Here is a 19,407-nt window from a genome sequence, read left to right as displayed (position 1 = left end):
TGCACACAACGGAAGGCCGGACTGCGAAAGCATCTGGCCTTACTTTTTATAAAGGCTGTACCCATTATGTTCCAAATATCCGCTTTCCCCATCGATTAGCAAATCGATTACCTCGTTAGCGGTTTCCCATTTCCTTTTTTGATCCTCTGCATTTTTCCACGCCCTGCCGGTTTTGATTACCATTGTCGGAAGCCGACCGCATTTTTGTTCCCCATACGGGCTAGCGTGTTCCTCAGGACGCGCTTTAGCAGGCATAAACGGGTAAATTTCGTCAGTATCGCCTTTGAACCGCGCTTGGGTCTCGCATTCTTGGGCAACATGCATAGTCATTTTATTGATTTCATCACTCACCTCGAACAGAAAGTTTGTAGTTTCTATATCCATTACAGGTAAGAGGCAAATGATAGACCATGGATTGTGTTTATTTATCAACAGCTTAACGTGTTTAAAGGATTCCAGTGAATAGGTCGCTTCTATTGTTTTATAAGCTAGTCTGCGGCCATCTAAAATGCTTTCATAAACATCTGCATGATGAAGATCTTCTCCAATAATGAGCACTGGCCTGCCTGGCGCGTCTGTCTTGGGGACCTTAAAATCGTTACTACCATAGGCAAACCTGCCTGTAGTTTCCCACCAGCCGCGGCCTTGGACCGCTGGGTGAGCGTAAGTTTTCCCGGTGGCAATCGCCTGCACAAGATTAGCCAGTGCTGTTGGCCTGAGCAGGCCCTTTGACAGGTCAAAAGCGCCAGGCTCGTAATCCTCAAATCCAGTGGTCAGAAGGTTCCTCCAGCCGAAGGACCCAAGAAGAGACCACGCTGTGATTGCAACCATGTTAACTCCTTCTGCCTCTAATTTGCGGGCCTTAAGGTCAATCTGCATCAGCCATTTAAGCTGATCTTCCCGTCCGCAGTGCAGGTACACTTCGGTAAGCGCCACGGGGATATCATAACGGTTGAAAGCCGCTCTCAGCAGCATATCCACGCCACAAAGGACTGCATTGGGAGACCTCACAGCTTCTACGTCCGCATAACGGACCGAACCGCTTCCCCCATGTGTATGCTCGGGATATATTTCCAGATTTTCATCGAGATACCTTTCAGAGGTGATGTAGTAGTTGACTCCATAAATTTCAGGCATGCAGGGATCCTCTGCCAGTTCCTCGAGTTCCTGCGGGGCAATTCCGTTCTCGGTAATGTATTCCCACAGGGGGTGGGGCTGGTTTACTTTTCCGCAAAGCAGATCCATGGAAAGCCACCTCCTCTGGTTCTCAAAATTAGCCTGACTGCGAAGAAAAGGGGTGCTATGGGTCTCTCCCAAGTCTTCGGTTTGAATAAGCTTTGCCTGGGGGTTGATCTTGCGGATTGCCTTCATCGCCGCGCGGGTCGCCCTGCATTCGCTCATTAGGATCCGGAGGAAAGTCTCGTCTGTTTTTTTATGCGGATGCCATAACCCGTAAAGTCCGCAGAACCGGGCTGTAGTCAGCGGCTCATTGATTGGGGTATAATATTCGAGCCAGGGAAACCGCTCCGCAACTAGGTGGGCATAATCAGCCAGTCCTTTTTCAAAGGAACTATCGGTGAGATTCACGTAGGCCGGGCCGCAGCCATGGTGGACAAGCCCGGCGATGACGCCAACACCGTTTTGGCGAAATTCCTCAAGGGCAGTTGCTGTCCCTGACCAGTCTATGATTGCCTCACGCTCTGGTTGATGGTTTTCCCATAGCACGGGATAACGGATCCGTTGAATACCAAGTCCGACAATTTTTGGGATGTCTGCCTCGCGCCCATAGTGTCCAGCAAAAGCCAGCTGGTCAAAGTATTCGTCACCCAGCCTATTTATTGTGCACTCAATTCCGCCCCAGACTTCCATTTGCGCTTTCTAGTACCCTGGTGTTTTCGCTGGCCTCTTTTTTTATCTTTCTGTAGGTTGCCAATGCCTGTGCCACGACCTGGTCCATGTTATAATATTTATAGGTTGCCAGCCTTCCCACAAAGTAAACATTCCTCTGGCTTTTTGCAAGCTCCTCATATTGCCTGTAAAGGGCCATATTGTCTGGTCTGGGGATAGGATAATAAGGATCACCCTCGGCTGTTGGAAACTCATAGACGATCGAGGTTTTATGGTGCTTTTGCCCGCTGAGGTATTTGAACTCGGTGATGCGTGTGAAGCTGTAGTCATTGGGATAATTTATAGTGCCGGTTTGCTGAAAAGTTTCCTGGTCGTGAGTTTCGAACCTGAATTCGATGGAACGGTAGGGTAGTTTGCCAAAGCGGTAGTTAAAATATTCGTCCACTGGTCCGGTGAAGACCATTTTTTTAAACTGAATTTCTGGAGCGGCATCGCGGTAATCTGTTCCGAGCATTATGCTGATGTTAGGGTGGTTGAGCATGTTTTCGAACATTTTCGTATATCCATACAGAGGCATCGATTGATAGGTATCAGTGAAATACCGGTCATCCTTGTTTGTCCGTGTGGGAACCCTTGCAGTCACGGAGGCGTTTAGCTCCGAAGGATCTAGATCCCACTGCTTGCGGGTATAGTTTTTAAAGAATTTTTCATAAAGTTCCCTTCCAATCGAATTCACGACCACATCCTCCGATGTTTCAAGTATATTTTTTGACTCCGCCTTTGAGGCGAAAAATGCTTCCAGCTGCGAGCTGTCAAGGTTCATCCCGTACATCTGATTAATGGTGGTGAGGTTGATTGGGATTGGAAGGTATTGCCCGTCCAGACTCGCGAGTACCTTGTGTTGATAGTGTCTCCACTGGGTAAACCTGGAAAGATATTCAAAAACCTCCTTGCTATTGGTATGAAAGATGTGAGGTCCATATTTATGAATCAGGATTCCAGCCTCATCATAATAATCAAAGGCATTTCCGCCTATGTGGTTCCTCTTGTCCAGAATTAACACCCTGTTTCCTTCGGAGGCAAGTCTTTCGGCCAGTACGCTTCCCGCGAATCCTGCGCCTACGATTAAATAATCATACATATTTTTCTTTTAACTAGCAATCGATACTTTTAATTTTGAGTTCATGGCGAGCACCAGCTGTGCCGCCATGAATTCCTGAGTATAATCCCAGGAAATGTCTTTCAGAAATTCGTCTACCTTATTAAGCCATTCTTTTGTGTCATCCTGCTTTAGGATCGCCTCAACCGCATCGATAAAGCCGTCCGTATCGGAAGCAATATGCACAAGCTTTTTAATTCCATAAGGCAAAATTACGTCGCGTATCGGGGTAGAAATAACCGGTATACCAGCTGAAAGGTATTCAGGGGTTTTTGTCGGACTGATAAACTCTGTCGATTCATTGATCGCAAATGGAATTAAGGCTATGTCCCAGCCGCTGAGGTAAGCGGGGAGCTCGCGATAATTTTTTTGGCCCAGGTAATGGATGTTGGCTCCTTGCGGAAGCGTTATAGGATCTATTTTAACCACGGGCCCGATCAGTATGATGTGCCAGTCAGGTCTTTTGCGAGATAGTCCCTCAATAAGTTCGAGATCAAACCGCTCATCGATTACTCCGAAAAATCCCAGCTTGGTTCCCCTGATAGCGGCCTGGTCTGCGGGCTGTTCCAGGGATTTCCTGGCTTTACCGAAATGTTCTTTTTCTATGCTGCTGGGCACTGGCCAGATATTGCTATGCAGGTTTTTCTTTGCTTCGTAAAGAGAATGGCCTCCTGTGAATACGACGTCTGCCTTTTCGATCAGTTCGCGTTCAAGTCTTTTGAGCGATTCCGGAGCAAAACGGAAGGCGGAAAGTTCGTCCATACAGTCGAATACGGTTAGGGATGATTTAAAATTTCTGCTGAATTCCAGGGCGATGGGGGTGTAGTACCAAAAAGTCCAAGCTTCTTCACCAGCAGATTCCAGGAAACTGCCCAATAGTACCTTTTGCATCTCAACGGTGTCCTCAGGGGCGGTACCTACCGGGATATTGGGAACGATAACGGTGAGATTGTGCATTTTGACATAACTGACAAGAGCAGGCGCAGCTGCGTGCACATAAACTGGTTCTTCCATGTAAAACACACGGCAGTTTTTGGCAAAGCGATTCATCAGGTGCTGCGGGCGCTGAAAAACAAAATCCCATCTCAGGTGGGAAAAACATAATAGATTCTGTGAAACGGTGTTTTTTGGATTTCTCATATATTTTGTAATTGATTAGTCGGAATCTGCCTGTCCGGCCCAAGGCATAGGAAAATATTAACCCGGCAACTATACTTACAACCAAATTTATTGGGGATAGTTCTTGCAATAAATACCTGTTTTAATATCCACTGTTTATTTCTTGAATAAATTGGCCTTCGGATAATGTTACATACCTTTAAAATACGGTTATTTGGATCACTTCTGGTCCCTGTCAGACCCACACTTTCTTTGAGGAAACGCGGCAATCAGCAAAAAAAAATATCCCAAAATAACCATGGAAATAACATTGCTTTTGCACAAGGTTAACAACCCTGAAGACATCGCAACAATTACTCCCAGGTGTGGAGCCATACCCAAATAGAGCTTCAGGGTGGCGATTTTGAAAAAAGGATGGCTCTAATCTGTTTATAAAAGCTAGCCAGAGAACGGATACGCCAGTAGTAAATGCGAACAGTCTTACTAGATTAATTTCCTCAAATTAAACATCTATGGAGCATGCATCAAAAAACACGGCAAAAAAATAATCCGCCAGTGCGAGGACAATTTTTTTGATCATGGCAGTTTTCCATAAGCTGTGTAGGTATTCTTAGGTTTTTCCAATCAACACTGTTGGTGGAAAAAAGATATCACTGGACTAATTACAGGTAGTTTACCGCCAAAGCGTATTTACACGGTGAGGATAGCCATTATGCTTATTTGATCCATTACCGCACACCATTTCTGGTTTATTATGTAACGAAAATTCCGGGCATGAAAAAAGAAGTGGACAAAGGCTTTTGGAGAAATTCCACAAAACGGGGTATCAATGGTGCTGTGCCCCTTCTGGAAACTCCGCCAAATTCAATTTTGCTTTTACCTAAAAGTTGGGTCCGATCACCCAGAAGACCAGCAAATATCTTTCAGCTCTACAATTTCGTGAGCGAGGACTAGTTTTTTTTACCAAGTTCCTTTGCTCGTGAACGTGTCAACTCTGAAGTCTACCCTCCCGACTTATATTTATACTGCTTGGGTCCGGGACGCTCTGGTTATCGATTAACTAGCAGTCTACGCTAAGTAAGCTTCCGAATCTTTCTTAACCATTATCTATTCGAACTAATGATGAATTACCTGGCGCCATAAATACCCTAAATTTTTTCGGTTTTTACCAAAATGGAGTTTCAGGAAAACCTGGGTGAAAATTAAATGTTTTAACCTAAAATGCATTCTATGGAAGACAATTATACCACAACACCCGGCAAATCCTTTCCCCTTGGCGCTACCTGGAAAAGAAACGGGACTAATTTTTCGATTTTCGCCCAAAACGCGGAACGCGTTGAACTCTGCCTTTTTGATGTGACCGGAACCGAGACCTCGCGGATTGAACTTGCCGACCGGGACCACCACATCTTTCACTGCTTTGTTCCTGAAGTAGCCCCCGGCCAGCTTTATGGCTATAGGGTATACGGTCCTTATGATCCATTAGCTGGAAAGCGCTTCAACCCGAACAAGCTCTTAATCGATCCTTATGCCAAAGCGATCTGCGGCAAACTGGTATGGAACCCTGCCGTATTTGGTTATGTGACCGGCGGCGGAGAAGGCAATCTGGGTTTTTCAGGCGAGGACAGCGCTCCATATATGCCAAAGTCGGTTGTCATCGACCCCGTCTATGACTGGCAGGGGGATACTCCCCCGGATATCTCCTACCACCGGACGGTAATATATGAACTGCATGTTAAGGGATTCAGCCAGCTAAATGGCCTTATTCCCGAACATCTTCGCGGAACATTCGCCGGCATTGCCCATCCGGAAAGTATAAAATACCTCAAATCACTTGGCATAACCGCAGTGGAGCTTATGCCTGTGCACCAGTTTATCTCGGACGGTCATCTGGAAAAAAAAGGCCTCCACAATTACTGGGGATACAATACCATAGGCTTTTTTGCCCCACATGGAAATTATAGCGCTGCGGGAGATTCCGGAGGGCAGGTAAAAGAGTTTAAAGACATGGTCAAAGCGCTCCATCAAAACGGTCTGGAGGTTATTCTGGATGTAGTTTACAACCACACTGCGGAAGGCAATGAACTAGGCCCGACCTTGTGTTTTAAGGGCATTGACAATGAAAGCTATTATCGTCTGGAAGAAACAGATAAACGCTATTATACGGATTACACTGGAACAGGCAATACACTTAATACCCGCATGCCCGCAGTACTCAGGTTCATCATGGACAGTCTCCGTTACTGGGTTTCGGAGATGCATGTCGACGGTTTCCGCTTTGACCTTGCATCAACCCTTGCCAGGGGTCTCCATGAGGTGGACAGGCTGGGGGCCTTTTTCGATATCATCCATCAGGATCCCGTTATTTCCCAGGTGAAACTTATTGCCGAGCCCTGGGACGTAGGCGAGAACGGATATCAGGTCGGCAAGTTCCCTGCGGGATGGGCGGAATGGAATGGGAAATACCTGGATACGGTACGCAGGTTTTGGAAAGGCGACTGCGGAATGACCGGCGAATTTGCCCAACGGTTTATGGGGAGCCCCGATCTTTATATGCAGGACTACCGCAGGCCGACCGCCAGTGTCAATTTCATTACCGCCCATGATGGCTTCACGCTGCACGACCTGGTCAGTTATAATGAAAAGCACAACCAACAAAACCTAGACGATAATACTGATGGGGAACAGGATAATGATTCCTGGAACTGTGGCGAAGAGGGCGATACCGAAGATGCAGACATCAATTATCTTCGCGGAAAGCAAAAGCGTAATTTTATGGCTACTCTGCTGCTCTCGCAGGGCGTGCCGATGATAAGCTCGGGAGACGAAATAAGCAGAACACAGAAGGGAAACAATAACGCCTATTGCCAGGACAACGAAATTTCCTGGATAGACTGGACATTACTAGACGATGATCTACTGAAATTCACAAAAGAAGTCATTCATCTCCGGTTGCAACATCCCAGCCTCCGCCGGCGTGAATGGATCGTTGGCGACCGGGTGGATTCGGACGGACTGTTGGACGTTGCATGGTTTTCATCAAATGGCGAGTATATGAGCGAGAACCAATGGAGTGATCAGGAAAGCCGATGCCTGGGTATTTTCCTCCATGGAGAAGGGATTCAGGGAACCGATAGATTGGGCAATGAAATATCTGACTGCCACTTCCTCTTGATTTTCAATGCGGGACACTCCGACATCGATTTCAAGCTTCCGCAAATGAAGTTCAGCCGGGAATGGATGCAGATTTTGACAACAGGTGATAAGATACCGCCGTCTGGGGAGTATGGCGCAGGGGAAATAGTGACCATGGAAAACCGAAGCCTGATGGTTTTTCGCTCAGGCCAGAATGCAGACACTCCTAAAGTCACCAAAGTTTAGACTATTTTATGAAAAAACCAATTGAAAACTTATGATCGTTAACTACACGCAAAGCGGCTGGCAGATCATAGCTCAGCGTTCACATGGCCTTCTTGCAGCACAGATCTGTGCAATGTGGAACCATGCGGAAAGGCCCGAACGCTGGATAGAAACCCTTATTGCGACGGCCGAACATGATGATGTCTTCAATGAACTGGAAACCGGACCGCTGGTCAGTCCAAACGGAGGTCCTGTTGATTTCAGGATGAATGTTTTTGATGAAAGTCTTTCCGAGCAGCTTATCGGGCGCGCCGAGATGAAAGGGAGTTTTATTGCCCTGCTGGTTTCCAGGCATATTGCTTTTACCCATGGACAGGAGCAGGCTGCGAAGCCATTTCTTGCCAGGCTGAAAAAAAAGGAAAAGGAATGGCTTAAGATTGTGGGGGTTTCCAGAAAGGAGGCGGATGCGGCATACGAGATACTGCAGTTCTGCGATGCCCTTTCCCTTTTGATCTGTAAGGACCAGGTTCCCCCTCAGGGGAGAAAAATAGAAATCAGCACCGGTCCTAACGGAAGGATGTACGAACTGTATTGCCAGAAAGGAAGTCTGCGGGTTTTCCCTTGGCCGTTTGAGAGCGATGGGTTCAGGGCGGATTATGAATGCCGGAACTTAAGTGCGCTCACCTTTACAAACGACAGCGCCTTCCGGAAGGCACTTAAAGAAACGACAGCTTCCAGGATAAGTATCAAATTTGAAAAGGAATAGGGCTTTTGAGCCAAACTTTTAGCCTGCCGTCATTGTTTATAGGAAAACTAACCGAATGAAAAACCATTTAATATTTGCGCTCCTGTGTATGTTCAGCCTAAACGCCGCAGGGCAGAACAAACAGTCCTACTCTGTCTTTAAGCCTGTGCCACGCGATAGTTTGAGGAAAATGGAAACTGACCGTCCAGACGTAAGTGAAAGTCCGCAGACCGTTGATGCGGGCCACTTTCAGCTTGAGACCGATCTCTTCCGTTTTCAGCGGCAGAAAACCGAACAGGGGAGAACAGATGATTATCTGATCAATCAGATGAATATAAAGCTGGGACTGACCCGGTCCACAGCGATCCAGATAAATTTTGGAAGCTATGCGGTAAACAAAGATTTTGACAGTGAGGGTCAGGTGGAAAGAAGCAGTGGATTCGGCGATCTTACCCTGCGGGTGAAACAAAACCTGCTGGGCAACGATAGGGGAAAGTTTGCTATCGCAGTACTGCCTTACCTCAAGTTTCCCACATCCAGGATAGATGTGCAAAGGGAGTATGAGGGCGGAATCATCATTCCCATGAGTTTCAAAATTGGCAAAGAATGGAAGCTGGGGATGCAGGTGGAGGCCGATCGGCTAAAGGATGAAGAAGGTAGGGGGCACCACAATGAGCTCCTGCAGACATTAACCCTTTCCCATTCCTTAAATAAGAAAGTCGAAGCCATCATTGAAACCTATTACACCTATGAAATCAAGGCGTCACATTTCGAAAATTTTTTGAATGCGTCCCTGCAGTTTGAGCTTAGCAGGGACATGCTCCTGGACGGCGGACTGAACTACGGCCTCCAGCACGATGCACGGAAAAGCTACTTTCTCGGACTAGCATTTCGGCTATAAGACCATAAAACAAATAAGACCATGAAAAACAAAAATAAAAACAACAACCCGGTGGCCACTGAACCGGCGCCGGAAATTGATGAGGCTGCGAGACGGCTAAATGAACACATCCTATGGGAGAACACAGTCAACGGATCATATAGGGAGGACGAGGATGCAAACCAGGATAGGCCCTCGGGCGGGCAATAGTTAAGTTGTTATGTTAAACGGTCAGGCCTGCGGTCTTTTCATTGAACCGAAGGCCTGCTCTGAGAAGTAATCAATTGATTCTTCATGTTTTATTGTTTATAATCTCATCTCCGGAGATATTGATCTGCGCAAGTGCTTCCCTTGGAGGACCTGTGATCACGCATCCGTCTGTAGCGAACCGCCCGCCATGGCACGGACAATCCCAGCTTTTCTCGCTTGCGTTCCAGTTGACGATACAGCCCGCATGGGTGCATACCGGATCAAGTGCGGTGACCTTTCCGCTGCTGTCCTTATAAAGTGCCAGTTTTTTGCCATCAAAAGAGGCAATTTTTCCCTGGCCATTCGCTAAACCGTTAAGCGTATCGAGTACCGCCCCGCCAAATCTGTCGGCCAGGAAATGATAGGCGACATCCGCATTTTCTTTCACGAATTCGCTAAAGCCCGAGACAGGCTTTATTCTCGATGGCGAAAGGACTTTCGCCAGTGTATGTTCCTTTTTTAAAATCAGGCTGGTGATAATTTCCCCTGACAGGCTTCCGAAGATCATGCCATTTCCGTTGAAACCTGTAGCAACATAGATGCCCTCATCACCACCAGGCAACTGGCCGATATAGGGAAGGCCATCCACGGGAACGTAATATTGAGAGGACCACCGGAATTTTATTTCATTGATCTCAAAAATATCCCGGGCATATTTTTCCAGATCTTTAAAGGCCTGCTCCGGATCATCGTGGCCGGTTTTGTGGTCAGCACCGCCAACCAGAAAATAGTTTTTTCCGTCTATCTCGTGGCTCCTGAAATAGTGGTAGGGTTCCTGCATATCATAGGAGAGGCAATTTGGATAGTTGCCGTCTTTGAGTCCAGCTGCAATCACGTAACTTCGATATGGTGCGTTCCGTAGAGACAGGATATTGATTCCTGGCGGAATGTGCGTAGCCCATACCAGGTTGTTTGCCCTAATTTCCCCATTATCGTGAAGTGCATGGTGGATTCCGTCTCTGAATTCTGTAGAAGTTACCATGATCCCTTCGGAGATCTTTCCGCCAAGTTTTTTAAATCCATCAGCAAGACCGGCTATGTATTTTAGTGGATGAAACTGTGCCTGGTCTTTAAACCGCAGGCAATGCTCGAAATCGATCGGCAGACCATTAGTCTCGGATTCGGTGACCGCAATTCCGGCCTCCTGCGCCGAAGAGAGGATCTGCTGGAGCTGAGTTGTCTCCTTCTCGTTCTGGGAAAAGAGATAGCCGTCCTTAAATTCAAAATCCGCATCTATCTGAAGTTCATCTATATTGGCCTTGATCTTTTCTATCATCCTCCTGGAAGCATCAGCCAGCATGCTGGAAACGTCCTTTCCAAAGTCGCTGTCGATTTCGGGATAGGTTGCATCCAGAAAGGTATTCAAATGGGCGCTTGTTCCGCCCGTAGTTCCAAATCCAAGGTTGTGGGCCTCGGCAAGTATGCACTTTTTCCCCTCCCGTTGAAGGTTTAGCGCGGTAGTCAGCCCAGTGATACCTCCGCCGATAATCAACACGTCGTAAATCTCATTTGAATCGTTTATGCTAGTGGACAAATCTTTTTTGCCTGCCTGCCACAAGCTTGTATTTTTCCCGTCGCGGGGATTTATAGTATTATTTTCCATATTGTTCCAATAAAAAAATGTCAGAAGTCCTAAGCGGTTCTTTCACCATCTGATACCTGTTGGTTCAAAAGTTCAAGTGCTTTTTCATTTCCCTGCATGGCCGCAAGGTCGGCGGCACGCTGTCCGCGGATATCTGTGATACTGGGATCTGCTCCGCTTGCGAGCAGGAACTCAAAGACCTCATTGCGTCCGAACATCGCAGCGAACATCAGTGCCGTCCCACCGTTTCCATGCTGGAGGTCCAGGTTGGCATGACGTGAAACTAGTAATTCTACGATCGGAAGATAGCCTTTAAAGCTTGCGCCCATTAGTGCGGTGTTTCCCCCGCTGTCCCCATCGTCGATGTTCGCGCCACTGTCAAGTAAAAGTTTGGCGGTTTCGAGCCTGTTGTTATAACATGCGATGATGAGCGGGGTGTAGCCTTTTTCGTCTCGAAAGTTTAGGTTTACGCCTCTTTTGATGAGCTCCCTGATTACGTCGTTTTCGCCCTGCCTGGCTGCCGGGATAATGAGCTGGTCAATATTTTCCATAAGTTATAATGCTGTAAGTTGATGTGAAAGCCCGGATACGAGATGTTCTTCTAAATCCTGGAAAATTGAAGAAGGCTCCCTTAAGGAGCCCTGTGATTATTCTGAAACGGCCTGTGCATTAACTGCTCCAACCGCGATTTCGGTAAGGGCGAGGTCAGTCGCCTTTTCGTTTTCAAGCGTTTGGCTAAGCAGGTCGGCTATGTCATCGCGGCCCATGTTCTGCGCAAATACTCTTAAAGTGCCGTATGTGGCGATCTCGTAATGCTCCACTTTCTGCGCGGCAAGGATAAGTCCTGCATCACGGATCATCGTTCCTTTATCAGTGTCTGAAATAATTCCATCAGCCTCCTCCAGAAGGCCCGCCATTGCATCGCATTTTTTAGCGGCGGCTTTCTCCTCTAAAAGTTCAAACACCTGCTCTAAGGTGTCGATGTGCTGCTCGGTCTCAGCGGTATGTTTGTCAAAGGCCGCGGCAAGTTCGGGGCTTGTCGAGGCTTTTTTCATTTTAGGGAGTGCCTTTGCCAGGTGTTTTTCAGCCCAATAAATGTCTTTAAGTTCATCAACAAAGAACTCATGGAACTCTGTATCCTCAATTTTGCCCGCTTTTGGAGCTGTTTTTTTTGCCGCCGGTTTTGCGGATGTTTTTGTTGTTGCCATATTGTTTAATTTTCTAAAGGTATACTTCCAATAACCTCCTGATCTGCGGTTTGGTTTTGAGTTTTTTAATTTTTACCGCCCAGGCATTTGGTCTTGAAGCAAAGCTATTCCTTATTTGCCTGTCTCCAGATCGGGCGCATCAACGGGCTTAGACTCCGGAGATCCTTTCTGCCTTAGGAATATGGTGAGGACGACGATCGAGGCTACCGAGAGAAACTCGCTCTGCCAGTTCTGGAAGGTTTCGAACCAGAAATTCGCGCCGCCAACATATTCAAACATGCTTTCCAAGGCCTTTCCCTTGAGTTTTAGTTCTACGTTGTTGTCCTGCCAGCTTCCGTAAAAATGTAGTCCCCAGCTGACCAGGAACAGGATGCCAAATGCAATTGAAAGTGAATGGCTATAAAGTTTCAGCACAAGCCCGCCTTTTCTTACCGGCCAGGGCGCATGCGGGGAGGGCTTGGGCTCGCGGTCCACTTCTTCACCCTCATCGAGCTTCTTGGATTCTGCGGAACCGATCTGCCGGAGCGAGATCGTTAGTACCACGTATAGTGCCATCTGGAGAAATTCGCTTTCGAAATTCTCGAACGTAGCCGAAATAAAATGCCCGCTGCAGAGGTAAGTGCCAAGGCCAATCGCTTTTGCGCCCAGGTCCTGCAGTTCGGAATTATGTTCGTTCCAGCCGGTGAGTGCCTGTGCAGCAAGGGTAACAATAAAGAGGCTAATGAAAACCACTGAGAGCCCGTTACGGTAGAACCAGGATCTTTTCTGATGCTTTTTTTCTGTTCCCATTATATTAGTTTTTTAAATTCAGATAATGCTCCAGCAGAACCGCTGTTCGTTCCACGGTGCGCAAAACAATCTCCTCCCGGTCCCCAGAAAAATTCATACGTTCAGAAAACAAAAGACCACCATTTTTTAGGGCGTAGACGAACATGGTTCCAACTGGTTTTTCTTTCGTTTCGCTGCCCCCTGGGCAGGTAAGCCCGGTAACGCCAATATGGATGTCTGCTGGTATAACCTCACGAACCCCCTCGGCTATTGCTCTGGTAATCTCCATTGATTCAGGGGTAAATTCTTCTATAAGATCATGGCTGACTTTTAATAGACTTTCCTTGAGGCAGGCATCATAGCACGCTATTCCCCCTTTTAAAAAATCTCCGGCATCATCGATCAGCGAAAACTCCGCACTGAGCCGGCCAGCGGTCGCACTCTCGGCAAAAGCCAGGGTCAGTCTGCTTTCAATAAGCAGGCGACCGACCTGTTTTAGTGTATCACTAACCATAACTTAAATTTTGTTTTTATTTATCCTATAAACACCGTTTTCCGCTTTCTGGTTTTGCGCGTGCTTTATCTTACCGGGTACCGGAAGTTTTTTATCGTCAGATAATAAATAAAAAATCTAAAACCATTCTCTTTTGCGTGTGGTTATTTATCAGAAATAAGTTACTGACCTGTAAACTGAATAGTATGGAAACTAATTCAAAAACTCAACAGTCACCAACTGGCTTATCCAAACCGGTCGAACTTCCGCAAGGCACAGATTACCGGGGAATTTCCGGAAGCGCCAGCCTGAACGCATCAATATCCACTGATAATGATGGCCCTTCTGAAAAGGGAAGGGGATCAGAACAGTCAGATGAAGATAATCCCCTTGTGCGCGGCATTTAGAATTATTCAACCTTAACAGAACAGATATGAAAAAACAAGAAAGCGGTAGCTCACCAAAATTGAGCACCAAACCTGACGCACCAGCGGCCCCATTAAGGGAACTTTTTACAGACGGCATACGCGATTTGTACTGGGCCGAAAACCATCTGGTGAAGTCTTTGCCTAAGATGATTTCGGCGGCAAGTTCACCGGATCTGGTTTCTGCCATCGAATCGCACCTTGCCGAGACAAAGGAACATGTGGAAAGGATCCAACAGATTTTTGCTCTCCTGGGCGAAAAGCCAGTAGCAAAGAAATGCGATGCGATGGAGGGGCTCACCAAAGAGGGCGAAGGTATAATCGAGGAAACTCAAGCAGGAACTGCCACCAGGGATGCGGGCATTATTATGGCCTCGCAAAAAGTGGAACATTATGAGATTGCATCCTATAATGGCCTTTACCAGCTGGCCACAACCTTAGGTCTCACCGAGGTAGCGGATATTTTAGAACAAACGCTTTCAGAGGAAAAGCTGGCGGACAGCAAACTCTCCGATATAGCCGGAAACGAAATCAACTCTAAAGCTGCAGACGAATCATAAAAATATTATGGCAAAAAAGACAACGGGCAATAGCGGGCTTTCCGCTCAACCCGATAACGATAAGACAAAAAGGCTTGAAGAATTTTTGGCTGATAGTACATCGCAGGTGATGACCACCAATCATGGCCTTAAAATTAACGATGATCAGAACTCGCTGAAAGCGGGTGACCGTGGCGCAACACTTTTAGAGGACTTTATTCTCCGCGAGAAAATAACCCACTTTGACCACGAGCGCATACCTGAGCGCATCGTTCACGCAAGGGGATCGGGAGCTCATGGTGTTTTCAAGGTATATGAAGATATGTCATCTTTGACCAGGGCAGCATTTCTCTGCGATCCGGGGCAGAAACCCCGGTATTTGTCCGGTTTTCAACTGTTGCCGGCTCACGGGGATCAACAGATCTTGCAAGGGATGTCAGGGGATTCGCAGTTAAATTCTATACCCAGGAAGGAAACTTCGATCTTGTAGGAAACAATATGCCGGTATTCTTTATCCAGGATGCCATCAAGTTTCCGGATCTGGTGCATGCGGTAAAACCCGAGCCGGATAATGAAATGCCCCAGGCGGCCTCCGCGCATGATACCTTTTGGGACTTTATCTCCCAGATGCCGGAGTCCTCGCACATGATCATGTGGCTGATGAGTGACCGCGCGATCCCGAGAAGTTACCGCATGATGGAGGGGTTTGGTGTGCATACTTTCCGTTTTGTCAACGCAGAGGGAGTGGCGAGTTTTGTAAAGTTCCACTGGAAGCCGCTTCTAGGCGTCCATTCTGTCGCCTGGGATGAGGCGCAGAACATTTCGGGCAAGGACCCGGATTTTCACCGACGTGATCTGTGGGATGCTATTGAGGCCGGTGCTTTTCCGGAGTGGGAGCTTGGCGTACAGATTGTGGCCGAGGAAGATGAATTCAAATACGGCTTTGATCTGCTGGATCCGACTAAGCTCATTCCAGAGGAGCTGGTTCCCGTACAGCGCATAGGAAAAATGACGCTTAATAGGAATCCCGAAAACTTTTTCGCAGAGACCGAGCAGGCTGCTTTCCATGTGGGACATGTTGTTCCGGGGATCGATTTTACCAATGACCCGTTGCTTCAAGGCAGGCTTTTTTCTTATACAGATACCCAGCTGATCAGGCTAGGGGGGCCAAACTTCCACGAGATCCCGATCAACCGTCCCGTGGTTCCAGTTCATAACAACCAGCGTGATGGCTATATGCGCCAAACTATAAACAGAGGTAAAACCAGCTATGGGCCAAATGGAATTGCGATGAATGACCCTCAACAGGTCAAAGCAGCCGATGGGGGATTTGTGAGCTATAACGAGCGAATCGATGCAAGAAAGATAAGGGCCAGGAGCAGAAGCTTTTTTGACCATTTTTCCCAGGCAAGGCTTTTTTTGAACAGCCAGTCTGAGGCAGAGAAAAACCATTTGATCGACGCATTGAGTTTCGAGCTAGGAAAGGTTAAAATGGTACCTGTCCGAGAACGCATGCTCGGCCTTCTTTCCCATATTGATAAAGCACTGGCGGCCGCTGTCGCATATGCATTAGGTCTTCATGTACCAGAAATTCCTTTGGACGAACTTAACGGAAGCGTTCCGGCGGATGGCCTGAATGATGACTACGCTCCAGAACAGAAGGATGGGGAACTGGCGAGGTCCGAAGCGTTAAGCATGGCTGGAACAATCAAGGACTCCATCGCTACCCGAAAGATCGCCATACTCGCCGCAGACGGTGTTGACGGCAAGTCATTAAGTATTATCAAAGACAGTCTGGTAGCCAAGGGGGCTGTTGTGCATATTATTGCACCTAAACTTGGCGAGATCATTTCTGCTGATGATGAGCGCATCCAGGTGGATGAGAGCTTCCTTACTGCTGCGTCGGTTTTATATGATGCGGTTTATCTAACAGGCGGGACAAACAGTTCGGCGGCATTGGAAGCTGAGGCCAACGCTGTACATTTTCTAAACGAAGCGTTTAAGCACTGCAAAGCCATTGCAGTGGATGCGTCCGCTATCCAGGTCATCGAGGCTACTTATTTCTTCAAAAAACTGCCCGCAGACTACACCGAGGAAACTGTGCTGCGCGAAGGAATTCTGGTTGCGGATAAACATGCCGACCTCTCGGTATTGTTTCCCAGGATGATTGCCATGCATAGATTCTGGGACCGTGAGGTACCAAGAAAAATTCCAGCATAATCTGCTTTTCCTTTTTAAGTCAAGCCGGAGCAAGTCTCTGGCTTGACTTAAATTTTTTTCAGTTTCTGTTGTAAATCAATCTCTAGGCTGTGAATAATCCCTTCCCACCAAAAAAAACGAAGATCCAAGATCCCTCGCCGCATTTTTAAGCATCTAGCCTAAATGTAAAATGATCAAAAAGCGGATGTCCACTTTGACTGTGTCAATATGGACTAAAATTCTTGCTAAATCAAAAATGCGTAGAAGGCATGCCTCATTTTCGCTTGGGAAATAAATAACACAATTGTTATTTATTTGGTGTTATCAATTGGCATTGATACTTGAAAAAAATGAAAACTCTTTTGCCAGGATTGTTACTATACCCGGATTTTATCGATTCTGAAAAGGAAGCAAAATTAATTAAAGAAATTGACCGCCAGTTATGGACTGTTGATTATCAAAGGAGACTGCAGTATTACGGTTTTAGCGATGAACTGGAGGCGCCTTATGACCTTGTAACCTATCCTGTTGTTATACCTCCATGTATCAACGAACTTTCTCGGGAAATTTTGGCGCGGGAGATCTTGACCAACCAGCCCGACCAGGTGATCATTAATGAATATCTTCCCGGGGAGGGTATCAAGTCGCATACCGACCGGGCTTATTATGAAAATCAGATTGGTGGCGTAAATCTGGGAAGTGGATGTGTCATGAAATTCACCAACTTAAAAAGCTTTGAAGTTATTGAAATTGAAATTCCCAGACGCTCTGTTTATGTAATGCAAGATGATGCCCGTAAAAAATGGAGTCATGCTATTCCACCAAGAAAGAAAGATATTGTAAATGGAGAAATCATCCATCGGGGCAGGAGAGTTTCGATAACTTATCGAAAAGTGAAACACTCGAAGGTTCGTCCTTTGAATCCCCAGGGCAAAGTTGCGAAGATTTTGAACAATATTTTCCAGTATTAAATAGAATTTTAATACCTTATCAAGTGCGGTGCTAAGCAGCGTCTGTAATGATATTGTTGTTTTTATCAACCATAATCCAAGACCAATCAAAATTCAGCAACGACCTGTAAGGCTAGGTGCTGATATAACGGTTAAAGTTTGCTAATAAAACCACAATCCATTACAGATGCTTTTAGGAGATGTAAAACAATAGACAGATTTTAGTCCTCCCGAAACCAAAAAGACATTCTCTATTTTATCCTCAAAGGCAGACTGAAATGGAATATGCTTCCCTTTCCTAAGGTGCTTTCTGCCCAGATCCTTCCACCGTGGCGTTCCACAATTTCGCTACAAAGAAACAGTCCAAGTCCAAGACCCGGCGCACTGCTGTCTTCCATCCGGTAGAACCGTGAAAATATGATTTCCAGTTTATCTTCAGGGATACCCAATCCTTTGTCGCGTACACTGACCGTTACCTGTTTGTGATCTGTCTCAAGGAAAATTTCCACAAGATTTGAGCAGGGTGAGTATCTGATGGCGTTAGTCAACAGGTTTATAAGTACCTGTTCGATCCTCTGCCCATCAATTTCTACATTGAGGGTTTCAATATCAGTCTGGAATTTGAACTCATGCTGCGGGTGGGCATGTTGCATTATTTCGATACTGTCATCGATAATTCCTTTAATGTCGTTAAGCTGAAGGGTCAACGGAAGCTTTCCCGCCTGGATCTTGGTTATATCCAACAAGTCGTCGATCAATCTGATTAGCTTTTTAACCTGCTGAGATGCTTTATTAACCACATGAATAGATTTTTGTCCGTCACTTGTTTTTGCAAGTATCTGTAAGTAACCATTCAAACTGGTTAGGGGCGTCTTGAGTTCATGGCTCGCCAGCCCGATGAATTCATTTTGTCTATCACTGAGGGTTTTGACCTGTTCATAAAGGCGCGCTTTTTCCTGCTGTAATAAGATTTGCTCACTAATGTTCCTAGCAATCTTCGAAGCACCTATTATCTTACCGTCTTCGGCAATAACCGGGGAAACTGTTACAGAAATAGGTACGAACGAACCAAACTTGGTCAGTCTTATCGTTTCGAAATGGTCAACCTTCTTCCCTGCCTTAATTTGCGAAATGATGAATGTTTCCTCCTCTAGCCTTTCTGGTGGGATAATCAGCGAAATATGGTTTCCGATGGCTTCTGATTCACTATAGCCGAACATTTTTTCTGCGGCCGGATTCCAGCTCATGATGATGCCATCCAGGTTTTTGCTGATAATGGTATCCTGGGAGTTGGCCACAATCGACGCCAGAATGGCGTTTCTATCGTTTATAAAAGACTCAATCATAGGTATGATCAAAGTTAAAAAAATATTCAAAATAGTTGTAAATAAATCAGCAGTCATGTCTGCCCGTTCATCGTTATTGCCGTAAGTTCCCGTCCCCAATATTTACAATAGGTAAGAAAACGCGCGTTTGCACGCTTCAAAATAAGAATGCTGTTAAACTTTTCGATACTTAGTTGTGTTAGTAATTACGATTCAGGTCAATTGCACCATCCATCATGTTTTACGTTTCTAACATCAGATAAAAAGCTAATGGCAGTAGTATCAAAATTTCAGGCCGTAATACAATGCAAATGTCCGCGTTGCCGGAAAGGGGATATCTTTACAGGAAGCGCTTACTCGTTCCGACTTCAAAAAACCAATACCAATTGTCCATACTGCAATCTAAAATTCGAACGTGAACCAAGCTTTTTTTATGTGGCCATGTTTGTAAGCTATGCCATGAATGTAGCGGAAATCATATCTATTGGTGTCGCATCGTATGTTTTGGGCTTATCATTGATGTATGAAAACCTATGGTACTATGTAACGTTCATTCTC

The 19,407-nt window shown here is 46.3% G+C and carries 15 protein-coding genes and 1 pseudogene; 7 read left to right on the top strand and 9 right to left on the bottom strand.

The features are described 5' to 3' along the window. Nucleotides 1–39: 39 nt before the first annotated feature. The 3 genes from ACZZZI_RS04820 to ACZZZI_RS04810 are packed head-to-tail and all read right to left on the bottom strand — an operon-like array spanning nt 40 to nt 4,147. Nucleotides 40–1,869 (bottom strand): family 1 glycosylhydrolase, encoded by a 1,830-nt coding sequence (locus ACZZZI_RS04820; RefSeq protein WP_463488779.1) that lies wholly within the window; start codon nt 1,867–1,869, stop codon nt 40–42. Continuing rightward, nucleotides 1,847–2,989 carry a UDP-galactopyranose mutase gene (glf, locus tag ACZZZI_RS04815; RefSeq protein WP_463488778.1) on the bottom strand — a complete coding sequence of 381 codons (1,143 nt, stop codon included), beginning with the start codon at nt 2,987–2,989 and terminating at the stop codon, nt 1,847–1,849. Before glf ends, ACZZZI_RS04820 begins: the two co-directional genes overlap by 23 nt. Before the next feature lie 9 nt (nt 2,990–2,998). After that, on the bottom strand, nt 2,999–4,147 hold the full coding sequence (locus ACZZZI_RS04810; RefSeq protein ID WP_463488777.1) for a glycosyltransferase family 1 protein: 1,149 nt from the start codon (nt 4,145–4,147) through the stop codon (nt 2,999–3,001). A gap of 1,209 nt (nt 4,148–5,356) precedes the next feature. On the opposite strand from ACZZZI_RS04810, the gene glgX reads away from it, so the two are divergent. Genes glgX through ACZZZI_RS04795 form a run of 3 tightly spaced genes read left to right on the top strand, consistent with a single transcriptional unit; the run spans nt 5,357 to nt 9,132 of the window. Continuing rightward, the gene (gene glgX, locus ACZZZI_RS04805) at nt 5,357–7,507 is read left to right on the top strand and encodes a glycogen debranching protein GlgX (RefSeq protein WP_463488776.1); all 2,151 of its coding nucleotides are present in this window, start codon (nt 5,357–5,359) and stop codon (nt 7,505–7,507) included. Nucleotides 7,508–7,538: 31 nt separating this feature from the next. Further along, on the top strand, nt 7,539–8,252 hold the full coding sequence (locus tag ACZZZI_RS04800; protein WP_463488775.1) for a DUF3891 family protein: 714 nt from the start codon (nt 7,539–7,541) through the stop codon (nt 8,250–8,252). 55 nt (nt 8,253–8,307) lie between these two features. After that, nucleotides 8,308–9,132: a transporter gene (locus tag ACZZZI_RS04795; protein ID WP_463488774.1), complete on the top strand. Its 825-nt coding sequence runs from the start codon at nt 8,308–8,310 to the stop codon at nt 9,130–9,132. Between the two features lie 271 nt (nt 9,133–9,403). On the opposite strand, the gene ACZZZI_RS04790 is transcribed toward ACZZZI_RS04795, so the two are convergent. The 5 genes from ACZZZI_RS04790 to ACZZZI_RS04770 all read right to left on the bottom strand — a co-directional run bounded on the left by ACZZZI_RS04790 (nt 9,404) and on the right by ACZZZI_RS04770 (nt 13,432). Then, a complete protein-coding gene (locus ACZZZI_RS04790; protein WP_463488773.1) occupies nt 9,404–10,963 on the bottom strand; it encodes an FAD-dependent oxidoreductase in 1,560 nt (519 codons plus the stop codon). Between the two features lie 29 nt (nt 10,964–10,992). Beyond that, nucleotides 10,993–11,493: an ankyrin repeat domain-containing protein gene (locus ACZZZI_RS04785; RefSeq protein ID WP_463488772.1), complete on the bottom strand. Its 501-nt coding sequence runs from the start codon at nt 11,491–11,493 to the stop codon at nt 10,993–10,995. Nucleotides 11,494–11,589: 96 nt separating this feature from the next. Then, nucleotides 11,590–12,150, bottom strand: coding sequence for a YciE/YciF ferroxidase family protein (locus tag ACZZZI_RS04780; RefSeq protein ID WP_463488771.1), 561 nt, complete (start codon nt 12,148–12,150; stop codon nt 11,590–11,592). Between the two features lie 111 nt (nt 12,151–12,261). Beyond that, complete coding sequence (locus ACZZZI_RS04775; RefSeq protein ID WP_463488770.1) at nt 12,262–12,939, bottom strand: DUF6766 family protein; 678 nt, start codon at nt 12,937–12,939, stop codon at nt 12,262–12,264. Nucleotides 12,940–12,943: 4 nt separating this feature from the next. Next, a complete protein-coding gene (locus tag ACZZZI_RS04770) occupies nt 12,944–13,432 on the bottom strand; it encodes a CinA family protein (RefSeq protein ID WP_463488769.1) in 489 nt (162 codons plus the stop codon). Nucleotides 13,433–13,617: 185 nt separating this feature from the next. On the opposite strand from ACZZZI_RS04770, the gene ACZZZI_RS04765 reads away from it, so the two are divergent. From ACZZZI_RS04765 to ACZZZI_RS04750, 4 genes and pseudogenes are all read left to right on the top strand, one after another. Beyond that, nucleotides 13,618–13,818 (top strand): hypothetical protein, encoded by a 201-nt coding sequence (locus ACZZZI_RS04765; protein WP_463488768.1) that lies wholly within the window; start codon nt 13,618–13,620, stop codon nt 13,816–13,818. 26 nt (nt 13,819–13,844) lie between these two features. Next, nucleotides 13,845–14,396: a YciE/YciF ferroxidase family protein gene (locus tag ACZZZI_RS04760; RefSeq protein WP_463488767.1), complete on the top strand. Its 552-nt coding sequence runs from the start codon at nt 13,845–13,847 to the stop codon at nt 14,394–14,396. 7 nt (nt 14,397–14,403) lie between these two features. After that, a pseudogene (locus ACZZZI_RS04755) lies at nt 14,404–16,595 on the top strand (catalase). A gap of 329 nt (nt 16,596–16,924) precedes the next feature. Continuing rightward, the gene (locus tag ACZZZI_RS04750) at nt 16,925–17,545 is read left to right on the top strand and encodes an alpha-ketoglutarate-dependent dioxygenase AlkB (protein ID WP_463488766.1); all 621 of its coding nucleotides are present in this window, start codon (nt 16,925–16,927) and stop codon (nt 17,543–17,545) included. 230 nt (nt 17,546–17,775) lie between these two features. On the opposite strand, the gene ACZZZI_RS04745 is transcribed toward ACZZZI_RS04750, so the two are convergent. Next, entirely contained in the window at nt 17,776–18,969 is a 1,194-nt protein-coding gene (locus ACZZZI_RS04745; RefSeq protein ID WP_463488765.1) for a PAS domain-containing sensor histidine kinase, read from the bottom strand. Between the last annotated feature and the right edge of the window lie 438 nt (nt 18,970–19,407).

The sequence above is a fragment of the Pedobacter sp. AC190 genome, assembly GCF_979258025.1.
The sequence above is the reverse complement of the archived record's forward strand: the minus strand, read 5'-3'. Positions and strand labels throughout refer to the sequence as shown.

What these genes read in the sequence shown, in the direction of transcription:
- ACZZZI_RS04785 (WP_463488772.1), bottom strand. Translation starts at nt 11,493, where the DNA reads ATGGAAAATATTGACCAGCTCATTATCCCGGCAGCCAGGCAGGGCGAA.
- glgX (WP_463488776.1), top strand. Translation starts at nt 5,357, where the DNA reads ATGGAAGACAATTATACCACAACACCCGGCAAATCCTTTCCCCTTGGC.
- ACZZZI_RS04800 (WP_463488775.1), top strand. Translation starts at nt 7,539, where the DNA reads ATGATCGTTAACTACACGCAAAGCGGCTGGCAGATCATAGCTCAGCGT.
- ACZZZI_RS04790 (WP_463488773.1), bottom strand. Translation starts at nt 10,963, where the DNA reads ATGGAAAATAATACTATAAATCCCCGCGACGGGAAAAATACAAGCTTG.
- ACZZZI_RS04770 (WP_463488769.1), bottom strand. Translation starts at nt 13,432, where the DNA reads ATGGTTAGTGATACACTAAAACAGGTCGGTCGCCTGCTTATTGAAAGC.
- ACZZZI_RS04780 (WP_463488771.1), bottom strand. Translation starts at nt 12,150, where the DNA reads ATGGCAACAACAAAAACATCCGCAAAACCGGCGGCAAAAAAAACAGCT.
- ACZZZI_RS04820 (WP_463488779.1), bottom strand. Translation starts at nt 1,869, where the DNA reads ATGGAAGTCTGGGGCGGAATTGAGTGCACAATAAATAGGCTGGGTGAC.
- ACZZZI_RS04750 (WP_463488766.1), top strand. Translation starts at nt 16,925, where the DNA reads ATGAAAACTCTTTTGCCAGGATTGTTACTATACCCGGATTTTATCGAT.
- glf (WP_463488778.1), bottom strand. Translation starts at nt 2,989, where the DNA reads ATGTATGATTATTTAATCGTAGGCGCAGGATTCGCGGGAAGCGTACTG.
- ACZZZI_RS04810 (WP_463488777.1), bottom strand. Translation starts at nt 4,147, where the DNA reads ATGAGAAATCCAAAAAACACCGTTTCACAGAATCTATTATGTTTTTCC.
- ACZZZI_RS04765 (WP_463488768.1), top strand. Translation starts at nt 13,618, where the DNA reads ATGGAAACTAATTCAAAAACTCAACAGTCACCAACTGGCTTATCCAAA.
- ACZZZI_RS04760 (WP_463488767.1), top strand. Translation starts at nt 13,845, where the DNA reads ATGAAAAAACAAGAAAGCGGTAGCTCACCAAAATTGAGCACCAAACCT.
- ACZZZI_RS04795 (WP_463488774.1), top strand. Translation starts at nt 8,308, where the DNA reads ATGAAAAACCATTTAATATTTGCGCTCCTGTGTATGTTCAGCCTAAAC.
- ACZZZI_RS04775 (WP_463488770.1), bottom strand. Translation starts at nt 12,939, where the DNA reads ATGGGAACAGAAAAAAAGCATCAGAAAAGATCCTGGTTCTACCGTAAC.